The sequence below is a fragment of the Desulfococcus multivorans genome, assembly GCF_001854245.1.
Taxonomy (GTDB): Bacteria; Desulfobacterota; Desulfobacteria; order Desulfobacterales; family Desulfococcaceae; genus Desulfococcus; species Desulfococcus multivorans.
This window is the reverse complement of the sequence record NZ_CP015381.1, coordinates 2,937,305-2,960,532: the sequence shown is the minus strand read 5'-3', so window position 1 is coordinate 2,960,532 and position 23,228 is coordinate 2,937,305. Positions and strand designations below refer to the sequence as shown.

The following is a 23,228-nucleotide window of genomic DNA, read 5'->3' as shown; positions in this document are numbered from 1 at the left end:
TTATGCCCGACACTATTGATATCTATAGCTTATTGCCCGAAGTTTATCGCCGCAAGGATGCCCAGCGGGGATATCCGCTCAAGGCGTTGTTGCGCATCATCAGCGAACAGGCGATGGTCCTCAAAGCGGATATTGATCGTCTCTGGGACAATTTTTTTGTGGAAACGGCCGACGATTGGGTATTGCCCTATATCGGCGACTTGATCGGCAACATTCCCATTTACGCTGCCGCGCGCGGAAGTCGTGCGGACAATGCCAAGACGATCTCCTACCGGCTCCGCAAAGGCACACTCCCCATGCTGGAGGAATTGGCACGCGACGTGACGGGCTGGTCGATACATGCGACGGCGTTCTTCGAGATTCTGACGTGGACACAGAACATGAATCACCTGCGCCGGAATGTCGGCACGATCAATGTCCGCGATATGGATCTGTGCGACCGCGTTCATACGGCGTTTGATGCGGCAAGCCATACCATCGACATACGACCCTTCGCTCCGGCGGCAGGCCTGCATCATATTCCAAGGGTGGGCTTTTTCATCTGGCGGTTGAGCGGCTATGAACTCCGTGATGTGCAGCCGCGCCCAACTGAAGAGAATGATTTCGGCTATTGCTTCAACCCCCTTGGGATCCGCCAGCATCTCTTTCACAGTCCGTTCGCTGAAAGCGACGACACGGGACTTGCCGGCGAAATCCACATTGCCAAACCCATTCGCCGCATGGCCTTCACCGCAGCGCGCGAAACCTATTTCGGCGATGATAAGAGCGTCGGCATTCGCATCGATAACGCCACGCAGACCCCTGCCGACATCGCCTGCATGGATTTGTCGCAATGGCAGCAGCGAACAGACGGCAGAATCGGTGTGGACGTCATCAATGGGCGCTTTTCATTGCCGCCGGAACTCGTTGGTGAGGATATCGATATCACGGTCAACCTCCATTATGGTTTCAGCGCCGATGTGGGGGGAGGCGCCTATGAGCGCCGCGACGACCCGACTGTTCGCGACCCGCGTAATTGGGCGCTGACCCATCCTGATGAACCCGGTGTCGTCTTTTACGTGCCCGGCGATCATGACACCCTGCAGGCGGCGCTCGCTGCATGGCGCCCGGAGACGCATCCCCGGTTGCTGATCCAGATCAAGGACAGTCGGACCTACCGTGAAACCCTGACCTTCAATCAGAATACGAACAATCGGGAAAATGTTCAGATCATCATTCAGGCCGAGAACAAACAGCGTCCGATGATCATCGGCGATCTGATCGTTCCGGATACCCGTAATCCCGCACGCTTGTCCGTCAAGGGCATACTCATCGAGGGGCAGATACAGGTGGCTGCACCCGGTGATCTGACCGTCAACAAGGGGCTTGATCTGCTCGAGGTGTCGCACGCGACGCTCGTGCCCGGCATTCATCTTGACGAAGATGCCGCCCCCCTGCAACCCGAGACACCGAGCATGATCGTGTCCGCCGACAACGACCCTCTCGAGGTGAGGATCGACCACAGTATCGTGGGTCCTTTGCGGATGGCGCCCGATATGCGCTCAGTGCATATCCGCGACAGCATCGTGGACAACCTGGCGGCGATCGGGATGGGACAGGTCTATCCGGCCCTGGCATCCGGGGAGCTCAATCCGGCGGACGCAGCGGCGGCGGCCGGCAAACCGTTCACCGTCCGCATCGGCAGTGAAACCCATACCCTGAGCCTGGCCGCGGCACCGACGTCACTGGACGGGATCGCGGACGGTCTGCAGGCGGCACTCCGTTCGGCGCCGGGGGCGACGCGTGCATTCACCGAAGCCCGGGTCATGAGGCCGAGCGGCATCAACCGGGTCATCATCCTGCAGCATTTCCCACGGCGTATCCACATCGACGACGGCGAAGCCGCCGGGCTGCTGAGACTCAACCCGGCCGGTGCCGTTGAATTGCGTGTATTTGTGGGGACAACCATGGGTGATCCCGCCACGCTGACACAACCGCCGCAGCTGACCGTGTTCAAAGAGACCGTCGTCGACGAAAGCCTTGGCGCAGAGGAATTTACGGTCACCCTGAGCGCGGTGCCCGCCGACGGCCTCGGGGCTGCCGACGACCTGCAGGCCGTGTTGCGCGCCCGTCCTGAACTCGGCACGGATACCGTTGTGCGCTTCGAAGACGACCGTCTTGTCGTCTGTTCGATGCAGGAAGGGGTGACGTTGCGCTTTGCAACGACCCATGCCGATCCATTGGGAGCGGTGGTTCTCGGCCTGCGAAACACCCTGCCGGCCATTGGATACGATGCGGCGGGCATTGTTCCCGCTCCTGAATGTCACATCGAGAACAGCACGGTTATGGGCGCCGTTTCCGTTCGGGCGATGCAGGCGGCATCCAACAGCATCTTCACGGATGCCGTCACGGTGCAACGCCAGCAAATCGGGTGTGTTCGCTTCAGCTATGTGCCTCCCGATTCAGTAACACCCCGCCGCTTCCGGTGCGAACCGGATCGTGCGATGGATTTCGCCGCACGGAACGGCACCGGCACTGAAGCCGTCATCGCCCGTCAGGAGGCCGGCCGGCGCGTACGGCCACAGTTCACGACGCGCCGCTACGGCTTGCCGGCGTATGCGCAATTGAGTCAGGATTGTGCGCGGGAAATCCGGACAGGAGCGGATAATACATCCGAGATGGGGGTTTTCAACAGCTTGATGCAGCCCCAGCGGGAAGCGAATCTGCGTATTCGGTTTCAGGAGTATCTGCCCTTTGGACTGGAATATGGACTGATCTACGTCAATTGAAGCTTTTGACATCAGGAGGATATCATGAAAGCCGATTACTCGCGCTTCCGTTTCAACCTAAACAAAGGCTATACACGCGTTCTGTTGCAGCAGGGGCGTGTGACGCTGGATGCGGACTGGAACGAACAGGTCAGTATCCAGGCCGACCTCGACTGCAAACGCTCCATGGATGTCATCGGGCAATGCGGCGTACCCTATGGTGATGCCGGTTTTCTCGTCGGCATCGACGGATCGGGTCCATCCCATGATTTGACTTTCGGCGCCGGAACGATTTACGTCGCCGGGCGCCGCATCAACCTCGAAGCCCCGGAAAAGTACGGGACACAACCGTTTCTACCCGACCCGCCGGCCATCAGCGATCCAGGCGAAAACAGCCGGGTGGATCTGGTGTATCTGTGTGTACGCGAACGGCATATAACGTATCTCGAAGATGACACCATCCGCGAGATCGCCCTCGGCGGACCCGATACCACAACCCGTGTTCAGAATATCTGGCAGGCGCGTGTCGCGGAAGACGTAAGCCTCAACCGCTGCGGGGAAGACGCCGATATCCTGATGACGGAGGCAGGGGTTGGCGCGGGCCTGTTGACCATCATCAAGGACAACGCTGCAACCGTTGATGAGAATCCGTGCGTAACGCCTCTGGACACCGATTTCCGCGGCCTGGAAAATCGTCTCTATCGTGTTGAAGTGCATCAGGGCGGTACGGTTGCGGGCGGCGCGAGCGTCAAATGGTCTCGGTATAACGGCGCTGTTGCGTTCAAGGTCGTCGAGATCAACGCGAGCAACCGGGTATTGACATTGGCGCGTCTGGGATGGGATCAAATCGTCACGCTTTCCGCCAACAGCTGGATCGAATTGGTGAGCGAAGCGGACGAACTGGCGGGACGCCCCGGTGCGATGCTGCAGATCTCTGCCGATGCGGGCGCCGTCAATGATGCCCAGCGGCAGGTCACTCTCAAGAATGTCGCCGGTATCACGGCCGTCCTCAACGGCTACGATCCTGAAAACGATAATGTCAAAGTGCGGTTATGGGACACGGCGGCGATTGTGCTCAACGATCATTTTGACCCCGCAACCCACACGACCGAAATCATACTTGAGGACGGCATCGGCATCGACATCCGCGTGGAGAATCCGGATGACACCTTCCGTACAGGCGATTACTGGACATTTACCGCACGCGCCATTCAAGGCCGCGTCGAGGAATTGACCGATGCGCCGCCCCAGGGGCCTGAACGGCATTGCTGCAAACTGGCATTGATCCACTGGAATCCGGGTGAAGGCGCCCCAACGACCATTGAAGATTGCCGGCCGCTCTTCCCTGCGCTGACCGAAATGCTCCAATTGCATTATGTCGGCGGTGACGGCCAGGAGGGCAGGCCCGGTGATACGCTTCCGGGCCCGCTTATGGTGCGTGCCGATCGCGGCGAGCATCCCGCGGCGAACGTTCCCGTCATCTTTGAAGTGAAGACCGAGGGGCTGGGCGGCAAGATCTTCACCGATACAAACCCGACGGGCGGCGACCGCATCGTCGTTTATACCGATGGTGAAGGCCTGGCAGCGTGTCAATGGCAGCTCGGGAACAACCGCACCCGATATCATCAACGCGTGACGGCGTTCATCGATGCCCCGGCCGATGCCCGCCGTCACCAGCAGGTGAATTTCAATGCCAATCTGAGCATTGCCGAAGCGGTCAGCTATCTTCCCCCCGAAACGTGTATCAATATCGGCAAAAGCGTGAACACCGTCGCCGGCGCACTGGATGCCCTCTGCGCCATCGAGGCCGACGGCGTCACCTATACGCCGCCCGGAGATTGCACCCGTCTGAAAGATGCATCCACCGTTGCCGAAGCACTCGATGCCCTCTGCACGCCCGCTTTTCACGTGGAGGGGATTTTCTGGCTGTTGGATGATAATGAAGCCGTACATGACCAGACAGTACCGCTGAAGCGGTTCATCGATGGATTGCTCATCGTGTGCGATGACGTGCCCGAACCGGCCACCATAAAGCAGGCATCTGTTTTCGTGACCCTTGAATTGCCGTCGGACACGCTTTCCGGGGTAATGATGTCTTATATCCTGGAAGGGGATCTGGAGGTATCGGGAACTAAAATTCTGTGGAAACCCTCAGCTCGGGCAGAACGATTCCTGACGCAGGACATCGGCCGCGTTGTCGGCACCGGAGGCGTGTTTCCGGCGCGTTTGTTCCTGAAAGGCAGTAAAATCCATGTAGAAGGTAATCCCAAAATCCATATGGACGGCAATGTCGTCAATTCGCCTGACGAACCCCATAACCTGATGCTGCCCAGTGGCAACGGCGTGAAAGGCAGCACCTTTGAAATGTGGTTCAACATCGAGTTCGAAGCGATCGAAATACCGGATGGCATCGATGTCGTCGGTGTGCTGCATCCCGGAAGTTTCATGGGTTTCAAGATAACCTCCAAAGAGAATACAACAATTACAATTGAAAATCTGCCGGCCGTCAATAGCCGCCTGACGGCATTCGATATCGCCTATGGTCATCGGCAGGCGATCCAGGACGCCGGGATCAGTGGATATACGGTTTCAGAAACCTTGCTCGACCGCGATCGGGCGCGTTCCGAGCTCCTCGAAAGCGGCTTCGACAGAGACGGTGACTTTGGGGTCAATGTTCTGGTGCAGGACGAATACGAGCGGCTGGCTGCCGTCATCATTAAAGAATGGCAAACGACGTTCGACGGATTCGGTCTCTCATTTTCCCTGGACACGGCGGCTGGTGAGGGCATTCCCGACGTGTTGCGCGCCGGGAACATCGATGAAGACAAACCACCGATCAGCATCGTCATCTGCGACAGCAACGTTCTCGACACCATCCGTCGGCAACCGGAGCTGGGCGAACCCGACGGCATCATCCGCAATCCGTTTTTTAAACGCGTATAAGAGAGGGTCGGGATGCCGAACATTGCCGTCGAAGGCGACGTCATCGCCATTCCGGGCACAACCCCATATCCGCCTGCGGTTTCCGGCGCATGGGTGCCGGGTCCGGTAACCTGTACAGGGTACTCAACGGTCACCGTCAATGGTGTCGGCGTAATTTACGAGGCACGCTGCACCTTCACTTTTACCGGTGTCGGCCCCACGCCGCCGGGAAATCCGGTCAGCGGCACCGAGGATGTGACCTTGAGCGCCGGCGACACGGCAGTGAACGGGTCGCAATCCTCCGTGCTGCTGGACGGCGACAGCGAGACCGGTTCTTACGGCAATCAACTGCAAGTGGTTGCCCCGGCGAACCCGGCGGCAACCGGATAATGCACGAAGCCCTCCTGAACAATTTGCCCGGGAACCGCACTATTCCGGACTTCGCTTTGGCGGTGCAGGCTGCCGGCGGCAACCGCGCTATTCTTCGGGCAAATGTATTACGAGCACCGGTTTTTTCGATCGGCGCACCACCTTTCGGGCAGTGCTGCCGGTGACGGCCTCTTCGATAATGCCGTGCCCATGGCGGCCCATTACGATGAGATCGCAGTTTCGTTTTTCGGCCTGTTTCAGGATTTCTTCCGCCGGATCTCCTTTCCGGACAAGAATCTCATCGACCACCACGTCCTGGTTTTCAAACCTGGAAAAAGCTTCCAGGACCTCATGAACCTCGATGTCCTCCCGTTTTTTGCCGATCAATGTCGCCCGGGCTTCAGCCTCCCGGCGCTCCTGGAGCTGTCTCCACTGCTCGGCCCCGATGTGACCCATGATCTTGGTCTCGAACCCCGGGATTTCGGACAGGACATGCAGGATGGTGATGCCGGCGCCGTAGAGATTGGCAAGGCTCACCGCGTAAGCGAATGCATGGCGCGCACTATCGGAAAGGTCAGTGGCGTACAGTATTTTTTTGATTTCGATTTTGGGCAGAATCATATCATTTCTCCTATGTCAGGGGTTTCTCTTCCGGAGCGATGCGGCGGGAAGCTTTCCCGATGCATGAAGGTTCAGTCGTCGAACATCGGGGGCGCCATCGCGTATCGCCTTGAAAACGGCGGATGATCGTCCATGGGAATGGGCGCGGGCCGTATCCTCCCGGCACTGCTATCCGGTCATCGTCATGAAAGTCGAAAGTTGCGTTATAGAAACACATGCCATTATTTTTCTCAAGAAAATTATGGGGGCGCGGATCCGTGAGGTCAGGGCGGCGGGCCGCGGAACATTTCCCTTATCGTTGCGGTGATTCATGAACGGATCCGGGTGTTGATCTCTTCGATGTGAAACAGGATTGATTGACATCGACAGTGCAGGTGAATATGATACAAATTCAATTTTCGACTTTCATGACGATGGCCGGAAAGAGGTGCCGGGAGGATACGGCCCGGGCCCCTTCAGCGGTGAGTTTTAGTGCCGCTTAAGCGCCGCGGCGGATCAGCGGCCCGGACTGTTTGAGCGCAAGCGAGTTTCCGGGCCGCCCGGAGCAAGCTTTAGCGGCACTTGAACGAAATCGCGCGGGGCGCAGGCCGTATCCTCCCGGCACCGAGCTGTCCATGCCGCAAAGAAAACACAAAACGGCCTTGACGGTCTCGGGGATATCGGCGCTGTTTTGCTTTGACGGACCGGAGAGCGCATCCAGAACAGAGAAATTTGGAAATGAAAAAACGAATCGTGTTGACCATTGTGGGATTGATCGTCCTGGTGGCGGGCATCGCCGGCATCAAGGCGCTGCAGATCGGCCGGATGGTGGCCCAGGGAAAGGATTTCGCACCGCCGCCCGAGAGGGTAAACGCTTTCGAGGCGACCCGGGAACAGTGGGAAACCCTCATCCCTTCCGTAGGGTCGTTGGATGCCGTCCAGGGCGTCACGGTAACCACGGAGTTGAGCGGTAAGGTCGTCAATATCGCTTTTGAGCCGGGAGGGAAGGTCAAGGCCGGGGATCTCCTGATCAAGCAGGACACCGCATCCGAAGAGGCCCGGCTGCGGGCGGCCGAGGCCGCTTTGAACCTGGCCCGGATCAACTTCCAACGCGCCCGGGGGCTTCTGGCCCGGAAGGCCATTTCGGAATCCGATTACGATAATGCCGACGCCCAGTACAAATCGGCCGCCGCGGAGGTGGACGGCATCCGCGTCCTCATCGAAAAGAAGACCATCCGGGCACCTTTTGCGGGTCGTCTCGGCATCCGATTGGTCAACATGGGAGAATTACTGAGGGAGGGCGACCCCGTTGTTTCCCTTCAGGCCCTCGATCCTGTTTTCGTCAATTTTTTGCTGCCCCAGCAGGAGATCGCCAGGGTCAAGCCCGGGATGACGGTCCGGGTTACCAGCAATGCTCTGCCCGGTCTGATCCTTGACGGGACGATTACCGCCATCAACCCGGAGGTGGAATCGGCGACCCGGAACGTCCGCATTCAGGCCACAATAACCAATCCGGAGGAGCGTCTTCGGCCAGGGATGTTCGTCAACGTGGATGTGGTGATGCCGGAGCCGAAGCCGGTGGTCGTCATCCCCGAGACGGCGGTGTTGTACGCCCCCTACGGGGATTCCGTGTTCGTGGTGGAAACGGCGGAAGGTGATGCCGACGACAAGACCCATATGACCCTTCGCCAACAGTTCGTTCGGCTGGGGGATAAAAAGGGCGATTTTACCGCTGTTTCCTCGGGGCTCCGGGAGGGGGAGCTGGTGGTGAGCACCGGGGTTTTCAAGTTGCGGAACGGTCAGACCGTGGTCATCGACAACACCCTCTCCCCGGTGTTCGAACAATCCCCGACCCCGGAAAACAGATGAGGCGTCCCACCTGATGGGAGTCGGGTGCGAAAGACTTCAATTCCAGCTTGAGAGCGTCATATCATGAGAGCATTCACCGACATTTTCATCCACCGTCCGGTCCTGTCGCTGGTGGTCAGCTTCCTCATCATCATCGCCGGGTTGCAGGCGCTCCGGACGGTCAATGTCCGGCAATACCCCCGCAGTGAAAATGCGGCGGTCACCATTATGACCGTTTATGTGGGGGCCGACGCCGACCTGGTGCGCGGATTCATCACCACACCGATAGAACGCGCCGTTGCCGCCGCCGACGGAATCGAATACATCGAATCCAAAAGCGCTCAAGGGCTTTCGACCATCACTGTCCGTCTCAAGCTCAACTACGATCCGGTCAAGGCCCTGTCGGAGATCAGCGCCAAGGTCGACCAGGTCCGGGGCGATCTCCCGCCCGAGGCCGAGGTTCCCATCATCAACGTCGAATCCGCCGACAGCCAGTTCGCCTCCGCCTACCTCAGCTTCACCTCCGACATTTTAGAGCAGAACGAGATCACCGATTATCTCGTTCGCGTCGTTCAACCCAGACTTTCAGCTGTTGAAGGGGTGCAGCGGGCCGATATCCTGGGCGCCCGAACCTTTGCCATGCGCGTATGGCTCAAGCCGGAACGCATGGCTGCCCTCAACATCAGCCCGGGGCAGGTTCGTGAGGCATTGGCCGCCAACAATTTCCTGTCGGCGGTCGGCGAGACCAAGGGCTCCCTGGTCCAGGTCAACCTGGTGTCGAATACCGATATGAGTACGGTGGAGGAGTTCAAACGTCTGGTCATTCGGGAGCAGGACGGCGCCATCGTGCGCCTCGAGGACGTGGGCGAGGTGGAACTGGGGGCGGAAGACTATGACGCCGAGGTGCGTTTTTCAGGACAGACCGCCGTCTTCATGGGCATCTGGCCCCTGCCCAACGCCAATTCCATCGACGTCATCCAGCGGGTGACCCGGGAGATGGCCGACATCGATCGGCAGCTGCCCACCGGCATGGCGGCTCGGGTGGCCTACGACGCCACGGATTACATCACCAACGCCATCCGGGAGGTGGTCAAAACCCTGGCGGAAACGCTCATCATCGTCGTGGTCATTATTTTTCTTTTTCTGGGTTCGCTCCGGTCGGTGCTGATCCCCGTGGTGACCATCCCCATGTCCCTCATCGGCGCAATCTTCCTGATGCAGGTCTTCGGATTCACCATCAATCTGCTGACGCTTCTGGCGATCGTTCTCTCCGTCGGGCTGGTGGTGGACGATTCCATTGTCATGGTGGAGAACATCGAGCGGCACCTGAGCGAGGGCGAATCCCCCATGGATGCCGCGCTGGCGGGGGCCCGGGAGCTGATCAGCCCCGTCATCGCCACAACCATCATTCTGGTGGCGGTTTACGCACCCATCGGGCTTCAAGGGGGGCTCACCGGCTCCCTCTTCAGGGAGTTCGCCTTCACCCTCACCGGCGCCGTGATCATTTCCACGGTCATCGCCCTCACGCTCTCGCCCATGATGGCGTCCAAACTGCTCAAGCCGGGGATGAAGGAGCGCGGGCTCGCCGACAGGATATCCAGGGGTTTCGACCGGTTCAGAGGGATCTACGGTAAACTTCTCGATGTGACCTTGGATACCCGTCCGGCGGTCTATACGGTCTGGCTGATCGTGAGCCTCCTGACCGTACCCATGTTCATCATGTCGCCGGCGGAGCTGGCCCCCACCGAGGACCAGGGGGTCATCTTCGGCATTCTGGACGCGTCCGCCAACTCGACCCTGGACCAGAACAGCCAGTATGCGGCGGCGGTAAACGATGTCTTCTTCAGCATCCCCGAAACCAATTTCACCTTTCAGATCACCCAGCCGAATTCCGGCTTCGCGGGGATGGTGCTCAAGCCCTGGGAGGAGCGGGACCGGACCGTGTTCCAGGTGATGCCGGAGGTCCAGGAAAAGCTCTCGGCCATTCCGGGCATCCGTATATTTCCCGTTACACCCGCGGCCCTGCCGGGCGGCGGTGACTTTCCAGTTGAGTTTCTGCTGACCGCAACGGCGGAAACGGAGCAGATCCTCGAGCTTGCCAACCAGATCCAGTACAAGGCGATGCAGAGCGGGATGTTCGCCTTTCCGCCCATCATCGACGTCAAGATCGACCAGCCGCAATCCGAGATCGTCATCGACCGGGACAAGACGGCGGACCTCGGCCTCGATCTTCAGCAGGTGGGTTCGGACCTGGCGGCCATGCTCAGTGGAAACTACGTCAACCGCTTCAATATCGCCGGCCGCAGCTACAAGGTCATTCCTCAGGTCACCCGTGTCGACCGCCTCAATCCGGAGCAGCTTCTCGACATCCATGTTTCCGGACCCGACGGCCGGCTGGTGCCCCTCAGCACCATTGCCACCATCAAGAACACCACCACGCCCCGCTCACTGAACCGTTTTCAGCAGCTCAACGCCGTCAAGATCAGCGGGGTTCCCGTCCGGCCGCTGGACGAGGCCCTCAAATTCCTGGAGGCGGAGGCGGCCGCCATCCTTCCCCAGGGCTATGTCATCGACTATACCGGGGAATCCCGGCAGCTCAGGACCGAGGGCAACAAGTTCATCCAGGCCTTCGTCCTGGCGGTCGTTCTCATTTTTCTCACCCTGGCGGCCCAGTTCAACAGCTTCCGCGACACCTTCGTCATTCTCGCCGGATCGGTGCCCCTGGGGATGTTCGGGGCGCTTATCTTCACGTTCCTCAAGATGCCCGACCCCAACGTGCCTTTCTGGACTCAGGGCTGGACCACCACCCTCAACATCTATTCCCAGGTGGGCCTGGTGACCCTGGTGGGCCTGGTCGCCAAAAACGGCATTCTGGTGGTGGAGTTCGCCAACAAGCTTCAGCTGCGGGGGATGGACAAGCGCGAGGCGGTGCGCGAGGCGGCCCTGACCCGGTTTCGGCCGGTTCTCATGACCACCGGCTCCACCATTGCCGGCTACTTTCCCTTGATTCTGGTCACCGGTGCGGGCGCCGAGGCCCGGAACTCCATCGGCCTCGTCCTCGTGGGCGGCATGACCGTCGGGACCTTCTTCACCCTTTTCGTCATCCCGTCCATCTATATGCTGGTGGCGCGCGATCATGCCAAAACGGCGGGATCGGCCGTCGAAGCGGCAGCCTGATCCCGTCAGGTTTTTCCGAAGGGATTTTGAGGTGATCCTGACAGGCCGGGATGCGCCGGCGGCATCAGAAAAAGACCGCCACCGGGTCCCTCAGGATGGATTCGACGGCCTTCGACGCGTTCTTCGACGCTTCCGGGAAAACCTCCCGGAGGGCGACGATATGCCGCAGATTGTCCGCCGTTCGCAGGATCAGTACCGCCATATCGCCTTCGGCCAACTCCGACACCCGCACCACATGCTCCCATGTATGCGCTCCGGCGGCCCAGAGATATACGGAGAGGCAGGGTCTGAGATACAAGGGGCGTACGTCGAAGCCTGCATCGGCCATCTGCTTCAAAAACGGTCCCAATCCCTTGACGACATTCTGGAAGGCCCGCTTCAGGGTATTGGGAACGACCTCCTTCAGCACCCGATCGTCGCATTCCCGTTCATTGACGAAGGCCGCCATCAACCCGGCGATCACGGCCGGATTGTTTTCCGGGAAGACGCCCAGCCGGAACCCCTCGGCGATGGAGAGCGGATGGTCCACCCGTAGCTGCGACGCCCACATGCCGTCGTCCGTCAGCTTGCCCTCTTCCGACACATAACCGGTTTTTTTCAAAAAATCGAGGTGATCCAGGAAGTCGTTCCAGAGCCGGCTTTTTTCCGGCGCCTCCCGTTCGGCCGTTTTCCCCATCTTCCGATAGGAGCGATAACCGGAATCGTGCTCGAGAAGGTAAGCCGCAAAGGATTTTTCGAGCAGCAGCTGGATCTGGTCCGGCGTGTGGGAGAGGAGCAGGTTGAGGGCCATGGAAAAATTGATTTTGATCTGGCTGTAAACATCGGCCGGCGGTGCCGTCACAAGACGCGCCATCAGGCGGACGTCCATGTATCTCCCCGGCAGGACCGCGGCAAACCCGATGTGGTCCATTCCCCGCCGCCCGGCCCTTCCCGTCATCTGGTGAAACTCCGTAGGCGTGAGGGGCATGAACTCCACCCCGTTGAACTTGTCCGAGTTGAGAAACACGATGGTCCTCGCCGGGAAGTTGACGCCCGCCGCCACTGTGGACGTCGCGAAGACGGCGTCCAGAAGGCCCTGGGTCATGAGTTGCTCGACGAGAAATTTCCAGGCGGGGAGCTGGCCGCTGTGATGTGCGCCGACGGCAAAGTGTTCGAGGTGCCGCCGCTGGGGGTGTTTGGCGATATGCGGCACCTGTTCGGCAAAATCGTCGATAAAGGCGCCGATGGCCGCTTTTCGATTCATGTCGGATATGACGTTTTTCTGACATCGATCGAGGGCGTTGTCGCAGTCCGCCCGGGACTTCAGGAAAAAAATGGCCGGCAACAGGCGGTATTTCCTGAAAACGGCGAGGATGTCTCCAAAGGGGGGCAGTTGTCCGGGCCGGGCGATATAGGGCTGGCGTTTTCCGGTGATGAATTCGGAAATCTTGCCGTAGAGCCGTTTTTTTCCGTTGACGACGGCCGTCAACGGAAAGAGTTTGCCCGAGGGATGAAAAAAGAGGGGCACCAGGGGCACGGGCCGCTTTTTTTCCTCCACGACCACGCAGGGTTTGCCGCGAATGGACGAAAGCCATGCGGCGATGCGCCGGGCATTCCCAATGGTCGCGGAAAGGAGGAGCAGAGGAATACGGGTGGGAAGGTAGATCATGACCTCCTCCCAGACAACCCCCCGTTCCTCATCCCCCAGGAAATGCGCTTCGTCGAGGATGACGAAATCCGTACGAATATTCTCACCGCGATGCATGGCATCGTATAGCTGATTTCTCAGGATCTCCGTGGTGCCGACAATGATGTCGGCATCAGGGTTCTCCTTGCGGTCCCCGGTCAGGATCCCGACGTTTTCAGGCCCGAAAATGCCGCAGAAGATCACGTAAATGGAATTGGTGAGCGCTTTCAGGGGGGAGGCGTACCACGTGCGCCCGCCGGCTTCCCGGATTCGCCGGATGGCCTGTTCGGCGATCCAGGTCTTGCCGGAGCCCGTCGGTGCGGTGACCAGACAGTCGCCCTTGTCAATGGCGTCAAGGGCTTCCAACTGGAACGGATCCGGAACGAAGGGCGTCTTTTCAGGAACGCCGATCTTCGCGAACGCGCGCCTGAGCCTTGGATCCATGCCGGGAGAAATCCCCCGTTTTCGGCCTTTTGCCCGGTAAAAGCGCTTTTTCGGCAGGTCCTGGAAGTCCTTTTTCATGAGTCGATCTTGTCCATCATCGCCGCAACGGCCTGGACCGCGGGCCCGTGGGTGTCGTAGGGGGCGATCCCCTCCAGGTCGGCCTCGATCAGTTTGTCGTCGTAGGGAATGAATCCCAGAAATTCGAAATCGCTCAGATGGCGCTTCAGAAAGGCTTCGTCCTGGGGGCCGCGAATTTTGTTGCCGATGATCAGAATCCGCGTCAGGCCGATTTCGGAAGCCAGATGGCGGATGTGCTCGGCGGTGTCGATGCTCCTGCGGCCCGGCTCCACCACGACGAGGAGCTTGTCCACCGCCCGGGCCGTTCCCCGTCCGAGATGCTCGATGCCGGCCTCCATATCCATGACCACGACCTCGTTGCGGGCGAGAACGACATGGGTGACCAGGGCTCTCAGCAGTGTGCTTTCCGGACAGATGCACCCTGAACCGCCTTTTTTGACGCCGCCAAGACGCATCAGCTTGATGTTTTCATACCGAGCGGACAGCTTCTCCGGCAAATCGTCGACCTTGGGGTTCAATTTGAAAAATCCCCCGATGCTCCCGGGTTGGGCCTCGGTCCGCTCGAAGATCAATTCCTTCATTTCCGAGATGGGGACGATCTTCTCCCCTCCCTCGATGCCGATCGCCATGGCGAGGTTGGCGTCCGGATCGGCATCGATGGCCAGAACGTGCCGTCCGGATGCGTTGAGGGACCGGATCAGCATCGATGAAAACGAGGTTTTTCCAACGCCGCCTTTACCGCTAACAGCCAGTTTCATAAGTGCTTCCTTTTCCGCGTGCCATTGGAAGTGGCGCGTATGTGTTTGGTTTCTTGACAAAACAGTATCTATGCGATCTTCGGTGTCCAGGATCACCGTTTTCCGGTTAACGCCTGTAAAACCGAAATATCTTCTTATCTCACTATAACACAGCCGCGGCCATTCACAAGGGGAATCACGATGCGGACCAGGGGCTGTCCCCGGCCTTTTCCGCCTTTGTCCAGGGTCGACTTGGGGCCGGCGGCGGCATTGATTCGCGGGAGCAGGTGACTATTATAAAGAAGTGTATCCCGATCAACAGACTATACCGGGAAAACCACTCATCAAACACGAAGACTGCACTGCGCCTGAATCTCGGGGTGTACACATCGACCATCCACTGCCTCCCCTGGTGGGGAGATAAATATGCATAGGAGGGTATCATGGACGCTCAAAAAATTGTCAACGGGGTCAAGGTCGACGCGCTTTTCGGGACGATCGATGCCGTCAAGAAAGCGCCGGTCATCGCGAAATTCAAGTTCCGCGCCAACAACAAATGGATAAACTGCGGCCACAACCGCACCACCATCAAGAACTTTTACGGAACGCAGCAGGATCATCCCCATGAAACGCATTTCGAACTGGATGCGGACGAACCGCCCATTCTTCTGGGAGAGGACAAGGGGCCCAATCCGGTTGAATACCTGCTCACCGCGCTGGCGGCCTGCGTGACGACCTCCATCGTCTACCACGCGGCGGCCAAGGGCATCACCATCAAATCCATGGAATCGCGGCTGGAGGGAGACATCGACCTTCAGGGATTTCTCGGGCTGCGGGAGGACGTTCGGAGAGGCTACGAGCAGATCCGGATGACGTTCAAGATCGACGCCGATGTGTCGGATGAGGAGCTCGAAGAGCTCATGCGGCTGGGACCGACCTTCTCGCCGGTCTACGACAGCATCACCCAGGGCGTACCGGTGACGGTAACGCTGGACAAGACGTCGTCCCGGGCGGCGGCGGCCTGACGGCATTCGTTGTCCGATGCACCCATGGCGGCGGGTCCGCGGGCCGCGGACCCGCCGCGCTGCCTTGGCATCCGGATTCCGGGTGAAGGCGAATCGTCCAGAAGGTGCTTGATTTAATGCCGAGATAACGATATGTTACAGGCTTTATAATTTGCTTTTAACTTTCATGATAATGACCGGAAAGAGGTGCCGGGAGGATACGGTCCGGGCCCCTTCAGCCACCGGCCTATCAAAGTCGAAAGCTGAGTTTCTTGATGATGACCGGAACGTCTTTTCTATCGTAAATCCTCCATCGCCGAAACGGTATCGATCGCCTGCGGGCGGTCGGCCTGACCGGACAAGGACATGACCCATTGATAAACCCTGAAAAAGCGCCTGAAGCGCTGAACCCGCCGCCGGCCATTATGGCGCCGGCCGGCAACCGGGCGGCCTTTCTGGCGGCACTGGCCGCCGGCGCCGATGCCGTATACTGCGGCCTCAAGGATTTTTCCGCACGGATGGCCGCCAAGAATTTCAACCTTGAAGAGATGGCGGCGCTGACCCGCCTCGCCCACGAGCGGGGAACCCGGGTCTACATCACGCTCAATACCCTGATCAAACCCGACGAGCTGGCATCCTGCGCCGGTCTGGTGGACCGCCTGAACCGTTACGTCAATCCGGACGGGCTCATTCTGCAGGACCTGGCCGTCGCCGAGATCGCCCGGGAGGTGGGGTATAACGGTGAACTGCATCTGTCGACCCTGGCCAATGTCACCTTCCCCAGGGCGCTCGAATCCATTCGCGACATCCCCGGAACCGGTTTTCGTCGGATCGTCCTGCCGAGGGAACTCAACGTGGATGAAATCAAGCAGATGGCCGATGCCTGCCCCGACGGACTGGATCTGGAGGTCTTCGTTCACGGCGCGCTCTGTTACGCCGTGTCCGGGCGATGCTACTGGAGCAGCTACATGGGCGGGAAAAGCGGTCTGAGGGGCCGGTGCGTGCAGCCTTGCCGCAGGCTTTACACCCAGCAGGGGCGGTCCGGACGCTATTTTTCATGCCAGGACCTCAGCATCGACGTACTCGTCAAGGTCCTTCTCACCATTCCGAAGGTGTCGACCTGGAAGATCGAAGGCCGCAAAAAAGGGCCGCATTATGTCTATTATACCGTAAAGGCCTATCAGATGTTGCGGGACCACTTCGGCGACGTCCGGAAGAGACGGGACGCCCTCGACCTGTTGACATGGTCCCTGGGCCGGACCGGAACCCATTACCATTTTCTGCCCCAGCGTCCCCAGAATCCCGTCAACCCGGAAAACCAGACCGGCTCCGGATATCTGATCGGAAGGGTCAAGGGGGCGGCCGAGGGCGCTTATGTGGATACGCGTGAAGCGCTGCTGCCGGGGGATGTCCTGCGCGTCGGATATGAAGACGAACCCTGGCACAGCGTGATCCGCGTCGGCGCGTCCGTGCCGAAAAAGGGGCGTCTCTATATCAAAACAGGCGGGCGGCGGAAAGCGGCTCAAAACGCGCCGGTGTTTTTGACCGACCGCAGGGAGAAGGCGCTGATGGAGATGATCGACGCCCTTTCGTCCGCGCTGCCGAAGGTCACCGTTCCCGAGCCGTCATCGGGCTACCGGCCGGGGATGCCCACAAAGCCGCTGAAGTCCCGTCCGCCCCTCGATCTCCGGGTCGGCCGCCGTCTGGAGAGAAGGACGCGGCGCGGCGCCGCCGGTCTATGGCTCTCGCCGGAGGTGCTGAAAGGGATCCCGCAACAGCGGTTTTCGGATATCTGGTGGTGGCTTCCGCCCGTGGTCTGGCCGGACGAGGAAGACCTCTGGCAGCAGGTGATCGACACGGTTCGGGATGGGGGCGGCCGAACCTTTGTCCTGAACGCCCCCTGGCAGACGGCGTTTTTCAGGGACGCCGGATCCACGGCGCTGTGGGCCGGGCCTTTCTGCAACATCGCCAATCCCCTGGCCGTCCGTGCGGTCGCCGCAGCGGGCTTCAAGGGGTGCATGGTGAGCCCCGAACTCGGCGCCGGCGATTATGCCGCACTTCCCCGGCAGAGCCCCATTCCGCTGGGCATCGTCCTGGCCGGCAACTGGCCGCTCTGCATCTCGAGGATCGTTCCGACGTCCGCGGCGTCCAATCAGCCGGTCACGAGCCCCAGGGGCGAGGTGGCCTGGATCGAGCGATACGGTCAGAATACATGGATCTATCCCAACTGGCGGCTCAACCTCGAAGGGGAGAAAAAAGCCCTGGTTCAAGCGGGGTATCGCGTTTTCGTCACCCTCGACGAGCCGGTGCCGAGGCATGTTCAAATCAAGGATCGGCCGGGATGGTGGAACTGGAAGGTCGGGTTGGCTTAACGCCCGGCCTCGCGGCAGGCCGGGGGACCGCCGGCTATTTTTTGAAGGTGATGACGTATCGGTTCTCTTTTTTGAAAAAAAACTGATCCACGCTGTATTTGAACCGGGGATCGATGGCTGCCTCGATCCGGACCGGTGAATTCGCCCCGCCGTCCCGCCGCACCGAGACGGCCTTCACCAATTCGCCGCGGCCGGGGACGGTGCTGCCGATGTTCGGGGAAAGGCGGGTGTCGGCGAACTCGCAGACCACAAGGGGCGCTGTCTTGCCCTTGACGGTGTAAGCTTTGGGGGGATTGAAGCTGTTCAGTTCAACCGTGATGGTTTCGTGCCCCTCGGGGGTGGTGTCGAACACGATGGCCTCGATCTCCTTCACCACCGAGGCATCGCGGGATTCCGGTTTATCGGCCCCGTCCCGTCCTTCCGTGTCGAAAAGTGTTTCGTGGGCCCACCCTGTTCGACCGTCCGGCAGAAGAATGCGGTACCATTCTCCCTCGACGGCGGCGACCTCGGCCCGGGTTCCCCGGAGAATTCCGAAGGCCGTGGGCGACGCCGTCGACGGTGCGGTTCTGACCCTTCCGGACCGGACCTTGACGACGACCTGAAACCCGTCTTCCACCGACCCGGCATCGGTGTCGGCGTCGTCGTTTTCCGCGGCGACATCGGCTGTTTCAATTTCCGCTATCGTGGGATCGGCAGGCGCATCGCTTTCCATGGGGGGAGGCGTCGTTTCGGCGGATTCGTCTTCGGCTGCGGTCGGGCGCGGCGGGGAAAAATCGAAGAGGGAGTGATGGATCCATCCCTTTTGTCCGTTTCGGGCCTGGATATGGTACCAGTCGCCCTGTTCGGCCAGAACCGTGAAGCGATCCCCCCGGCTCAACCCGAAGACCAGCTCGGCGTCGATGGACGGGTTGCCCCGAACCCGGCCGGAGTCGACCTTCAGAATGCCCTGTCGTTCCGCCGTGTCCCGGGAATCCGTCGGCGACGAACCCTGATCCGCGGGGGCCTCGGATTTGGCCGCCGTCCTCTCCGGCGCGAAGATGCTTTCGTGAATCCATCCCAGGCGCAGGTCGGGCAGGCTCACGGCAAACCATTCGCCCTTCTGATGGAGGAGCATCAACCGGACGCCTTTTTCAAGGGTTTCCATCACCGGCGCGATCTTGACGGGCTGGGTGTAGAGCTTGCCCTCCGCGGTCCGGACGGTGACGACGTCGGCGTCATCGGCCGCGAGGGCAAGGGGATCGATCATGGCCGAAACGGCGATGAACGTTAACAAGCCGAAAAAGGCGATGCGAACAGGTCGAAAACGATTCAGGTTCATCAAAAACTGTCTTTGTGTCGAAAAGGTTGAGGCATCATCACCGAGGCCCGCAGTCGGCGCATCCCGCCGGGCTGCCGCGTTGAAGCGCATGGGAAAGCCGCATGCCGGCCCGGCCCCGAAACACCGTGGACCTACATGGGCTCTTCGGGCCTGACGGGTCTCCGGGAGAGATGATTCTCGGTGTTCAAGGTGGTTTTGGGCTCGATCATGAGGATGTTGACCTCCTGGGGCGCCACCAGCTTATGAGGGGTGTTGCAGGGGATGATGAAAAGATCGCCTTCTCCCAATACGAGGGTGTCCTCCTGGAACTCGATGGTCATCTGTCCTTTCAGGACCAGAAGCATCTCGTCTTCGTCCTTGTGATGGTGCCATTCGAAATCGCCCTTCAACTTGATGATCTTGAGGGGTCGGCCGTTGTATTCGCCGATCAGCTTGGATTGCCAGAATTTGTCGAAGGTGCGAAGTTTTTCGGTAATATTGATTTTTTCCATTGGATCTCCTCGATAAGGATATCACCGCCGGATTTTTAAGGAGGATCGACGGGTTGACGTTGTCAGGCTCCAAAAAGCGCGGGAATTTGTCAATTCGAACGATATTTCTTATAATATCGGCTGTATTGATACACAAAGGCGCTGCGATGGTCAAGGGTCAATTTGTCCAGGACGGCCGCGCCGGCTGGAAACGCAACAGATACTCGATGAACGCGACCGCGTCCGTCGCGACAAAGTCGATCCCCGCGCCGGGGGCGAGGTCCGGATCCGCACCGAAGATCGGCCCTCCGGCAACGATCCGGGTCTCCCCCGGAATCCTGCGGCGGATCTCGGCCAGGGTGTCCACCGTGTCGAACTGGAGCACCGTCAGACCCAGGATGTCGGGCCGCAGGTCCGTGCAGGCCCGGATGATCTCATCGGCGGTCCTGAGAAGCCCCAGACGGACGATGGAGAGCCCGGCAACCTCGCCGTAGCGATGGATCACCTCGAGACCGTGGCCCCAACCGTCGTCCATCGTTGCCGTCACCATCAGGGGCGGCGGGTCCCACAAGCCCGCCGCGCCGTGTTCCTGCTTCCAATCCAGAACGGATTGCGCGGCGGACAGCAAGGCGTTTCTGGAAGGCCTGCGGGTTTTCCGCAGGGTTTCAACCATCTCGGAGATGCGCTTTCGAAGGTCGGCGCCGGTCTGGATCATGAGGTTACCTCGATATACGGCACGGCTGAAGGGGAGGGGATGTTCGGGATACGGCCCCTCCCGGGTATCGCGGGACATCTTAAAGGCTTTGGACCCCGGATTCAAGGATTTTGTGCCGCCTGCCGGACAAGACGGGATTTTATCCCTTTTCCATCCGTTTCATATGGGGTAACCTGGAACGGCCGGCAAGAAGGCATCCAGGCTGCCGACCGGGGGGACGCCAACAGCCGAACCCTTCCGAAACGTCAGGGATGATGCATTTGTCATAAATTCAACTTTCGACTTTCATCTCAGCTTTCGACTTTCATAGGCCGGTGCCGGGAGGATACGGCCCGCGCCCCACGCGGTTTCGTTCAAGTGCCGCTAAAGCTTGCTCCGGGCGGCCCGGAAACTCGCTGCGCTCAAACAGTCCGGGCCGCTGACCCTCCGCGGCGCTTAAGCGGCACTAAAATCAATTTATGACTCAGCTTTCGACTTTCATAGGCCGGCACCTCTATCCGGTTACCATCATGAAAGCCGAAAGTTGAATTTCATGACGATAACCGGATAGAGGCACCTGCCTATGAAAGTCGAAAGCTGAGTCATAAATTGATTTTCAATCGGTTTCCCGCATTACGGTGAAAGGACTTTTTGCGGAGCCGTCGAGGATACGCTATGAGAATTCTGCTGGTGGAGGACGACCGGAAGATCGCCGACTTCATCGTGAAAGGGTTGAAGGCGGCCGGATATGCCGTCGATCATGCCGCCGACGGGGAGGAGGGGCTGCACCTGGCGCTTTCCGAACCTTACGACGCCGCCGTCATCGACATCATGCTGCCCGGGCGGAGCGGGCTTTCCATCGTGGAGACGATGCGCCGGGAAAAGGTCCGCACGCCGGTGATCTTTCTGAGCGCCCGGGGGGAGATCGACGACCGGGTCAAGGGGCTCGAGATCGGGGCGGACGACTATCTCACCAAGCCGTTCTCCTTTTCGGAGCTCCTGGCCCGGGTTCAAGCCCTGATCCGCCGGGCCGGGGAGGTGTCGGAACCCATGCGCCTCGTGGTGGGCGGCCTCTCCCTCGACCTGGTGACGCGCCGGGTGGTGCGGGACGATCAGAAGATCGAGCTCCAGCCTCTCGAATTTTCCCTCCTGGAATACCTGATGCGAAACGCCGGCCGGGTGGTGTCCAAGACCATGATCATGGAACATGTGTGGGACTATAATTTCGATCCCAGGACCAACGTGGTGGAGGCCCGCATCTGCCGGCTGAGGGACAAGGTCGACAAGGATTTCGACCGCAAGCTGATCCACACGGTGAGAGGCGTCGGGTATGTGCTCAAGGAATTGGATTAGCCGGCCCCGCACCCTGGCGTTCCGGCTGACCCTGTGGTACGGGACCATCGTCATTCTCCTCTCGGGCGTGGCCTTTCTACTGTCCTACCTCATGGTGACACGCCTCCTGGAGGAGCGATCGGACCAGGAGCTGCTGAACCAGGTGAGCACCTTCGAGTCCATCTTCAAGGCCAAGGGGATCGACGCCGTCAAGCGGGTGATGATTCTGGAGGCCCAGGCGGCCGGAGAGCGCAAGATCTTTTTCAGGCTGCTCTATATGGACGGCTCGGCCTTCTCGTCGTCCAACATGTCCTACTGGGAGAACATCGCCGTGGCCAGGGACGCCATCCGCCGGTTGATCGAAGGCCGGCCGCATGTGTTCGACACCCTTGTGGACCCCAATGTGGGATACCGGGTGCGGATCCTGTACCGGGTGATCGGTCCGGGCGTCATTCTACAGCTGGGCCAGCCCATGGAGCACGCCGGCCGGTTTATCGAAGCCTCCCGGAAGATCCTCGTGGGGACCCTCGTGACCTTGTCGGCGCTGTCGATCCTGATCGGCTGGTTCATGGCCAAAAAGGCCCTCAGCGGGGTGGGGGAGGTCACCCGAACCGCCCGGGAGATCACCGGCGGCGACCTGGGGCGGCGGGTGCCGGTGAAGCGATGGGGGGACGAGATCGAACGCCTTGCCGTCACTTTCAATGAAATGCTGGATCGTATCGAGGGCCTGGTCGTCGGCATCCGGGAGATGAGCGACAACATCGCCCATGACCTGAAGAGCCCCGTCACCCGGATCCGGGGCATGGCCGAGGTGACGTTGACCACCGCGGGCGACGACCCCGGGGCCATAGCGCAATATCAGGGGATGGCGGCGGGCGTGATCGAGGAGTGCGACGGACTCCTGGACATGATCAACACCATGCTCATGATTTCCAAGACCGAAGCGCGCGCGGCGGTTATCGAACGGACTGCCGTGGACGTGGGCGCCCTGGTCCGGCGGGCCTGCGAGCTGTACGAGCCCCTCGCCGAGGACAAGGGCGTGACGCTGACCCGCCGGACGCCCGAGGGGTGTATCGTTATCGGGGATCCGCGCCTTCTCCAGCGGGCCGTCGGGAACCTCCTCGACAACGCCGTCAAGTATACGCCGGAAGGGGGCTTCGTGGACGTGTTCGTCGTGGGGCTGGATCCCAGCCGGCTGGAGGTGGTGATCGAGGATACGGGCATCGGCATCCATGCCTCGGACCTGCCCCACATCTTCGAACGGTTTTACCGGTGCGACCCCAGCCGAAGCCTCTCGGGAACAGGCTTGGGGTTGAGCCTGGTGAGGAGCGTGGCCGCGGCCCACGGCGGCGACGTGCGGGTCGAGAGCGCCCCGGGCGTCGGCAGCGTTTTTTCCCTGGCGCTTTCCGTCAGCGAGGAACCGGGGCGGAAAACATGACCATTTGGTAAT

Annotated in this window: 15 protein-coding genes; 9 read left to right on the top strand and 6 right to left on the bottom strand. The window is 60.0% G+C overall.

The window, feature by feature from the left end; translation table 11 throughout:
• Positions 1-2: 2 nt before the first annotated feature.
• The 3 genes from dmul_RS12890 to dmul_RS12880 are packed head-to-tail and all read left to right on the top strand — an operon-like array spanning position 3 to position 6,059.
• The gene (locus dmul_RS12890) at positions 3-2,768 is read left to right on the top strand and encodes a hypothetical protein (RefSeq protein WP_020875765.1); all 2,766 of its coding nucleotides are present in this window, start codon (positions 3-5) and stop codon (positions 2,766-2,768) included.
• A 24-nt stretch (positions 2,769-2,792) separates the two neighbouring features.
• Positions 2,793-5,690 carry a DUF6519 domain-containing protein gene (locus tag dmul_RS12885; RefSeq protein ID WP_020875766.1) on the top strand — a complete coding sequence of 966 codons (2,898 nt, stop codon included), beginning with the start codon at positions 2,793-2,795 and terminating at the stop codon, positions 5,688-5,690.
• A gap of 12 nt (positions 5,691-5,702) precedes the next feature.
• Positions 5,703-6,059: a hypothetical protein gene (locus dmul_RS12880; protein ID WP_020875767.1), complete on the top strand. Its 357-nt coding sequence runs from the start codon at positions 5,703-5,705 to the stop codon at positions 6,057-6,059.
• A gap of 87 nt (positions 6,060-6,146) precedes the next feature.
• Here dmul_RS12880 and dmul_RS12875 read toward each other — a convergent pair whose 3' ends face one another.
• Positions 6,147-6,659, bottom strand: coding sequence for a universal stress protein (locus dmul_RS12875; RefSeq protein WP_020875768.1), 513 nt, complete (start codon positions 6,657-6,659; stop codon positions 6,147-6,149).
• Between the two features lie 717 nt (positions 6,660-7,376).
• Between dmul_RS12875 and dmul_RS12870 the strand changes: the two genes are divergently transcribed.
• Positions 7,377-8,507, top strand: a complete 1,131-nt coding sequence (locus tag dmul_RS12870) for an efflux RND transporter periplasmic adaptor subunit (RefSeq protein WP_020876082.1) — start codon at positions 7,377-7,379, stop codon at positions 8,505-8,507.
• Positions 8,508-8,570: 63 nt separating this feature from the next.
• Positions 8,571-11,663 (top strand): efflux RND transporter permease subunit, encoded by a 3,093-nt coding sequence (locus tag dmul_RS12865; protein WP_020876081.1) that lies wholly within the window; start codon positions 8,571-8,573, stop codon positions 11,661-11,663.
• 64 nt (positions 11,664-11,727) lie between these two features.
• Here the strand turns inward: dmul_RS12865 and dmul_RS12860 are convergent, their stop codons facing one another.
• Positions 11,728-13,851, bottom strand: a complete 2,124-nt coding sequence (locus dmul_RS12860; RefSeq protein WP_020876080.1) for a DEAD/DEAH box helicase — start codon at positions 13,849-13,851, stop codon at positions 11,728-11,730.
• Positions 13,848-14,609 carry an ATP-binding protein gene (locus dmul_RS12855; protein WP_020876079.1) on the bottom strand — a complete coding sequence of 254 codons (762 nt, stop codon included), beginning with the start codon at positions 14,607-14,609 and terminating at the stop codon, positions 13,848-13,850. The genes dmul_RS12860 and dmul_RS12855 overlap by 4 nt, the downstream gene beginning before the upstream one ends.
• 422 nt (positions 14,610-15,031) lie before the next feature.
• Here dmul_RS12855 and dmul_RS12850 point away from each other — a divergent pair, with 422 nt between their 5' ends.
• A complete protein-coding gene (locus tag dmul_RS12850) occupies positions 15,032-15,613 on the top strand; it encodes an OsmC family protein (RefSeq protein ID WP_020876077.1) in 582 nt (193 codons plus the stop codon).
• A 353-nt stretch (positions 15,614-15,966) separates the two neighbouring features.
• On the top strand, positions 15,967-17,964 hold the full coding sequence (locus dmul_RS12845; RefSeq protein ID WP_020876076.1) for a peptidase U32 family protein: 1,998 nt from the start codon (positions 15,967-15,969) through the stop codon (positions 17,962-17,964).
• Between the two features lie 34 nt (positions 17,965-17,998).
• Here dmul_RS12845 and dmul_RS12840 read toward each other — a convergent pair whose 3' ends face one another.
• The 3 genes from dmul_RS12840 to dmul_RS12830 all read right to left on the bottom strand — a co-directional run bounded on the left by dmul_RS12840 (position 17,999) and on the right by dmul_RS12830 (position 20,545).
• Positions 17,999-19,282, bottom strand: a complete 1,284-nt coding sequence (locus tag dmul_RS12840) for an SH3 domain-containing protein (protein WP_020876074.1) — start codon at positions 19,280-19,282, stop codon at positions 17,999-18,001.
• 131 nt (positions 19,283-19,413) lie between these two features.
• Positions 19,414-19,773, bottom strand: a complete 360-nt coding sequence (locus dmul_RS12835) for a cupin domain-containing protein (protein WP_020876073.1) — start codon at positions 19,771-19,773, stop codon at positions 19,414-19,416.
• A 157-nt stretch (positions 19,774-19,930) separates the two neighbouring features.
• Complete coding sequence (locus dmul_RS12830; RefSeq protein ID WP_144016529.1) at positions 19,931-20,545, bottom strand: cobalamin-dependent protein; 615 nt, start codon at positions 20,543-20,545, stop codon at positions 19,931-19,933.
• A gap of 576 nt (positions 20,546-21,121) precedes the next feature.
• On the opposite strand from dmul_RS12830, the gene dmul_RS12820 reads away from it, so the two are divergent.
• On the top strand, positions 21,122-21,799 hold the full coding sequence (locus tag dmul_RS12820) for a response regulator (RefSeq protein ID WP_020878016.1): 678 nt from the start codon (positions 21,122-21,124) through the stop codon (positions 21,797-21,799).
• Positions 21,777-23,216, top strand: coding sequence for an ATP-binding protein (locus dmul_RS12815; protein ID WP_020878017.1), 1,440 nt, complete (start codon positions 21,777-21,779; stop codon positions 23,214-23,216). The genes dmul_RS12820 and dmul_RS12815 overlap by 23 nt, the downstream gene beginning before the upstream one ends.
• The last annotated feature ends 12 nt before the right edge of the window (positions 23,217-23,228 follow it).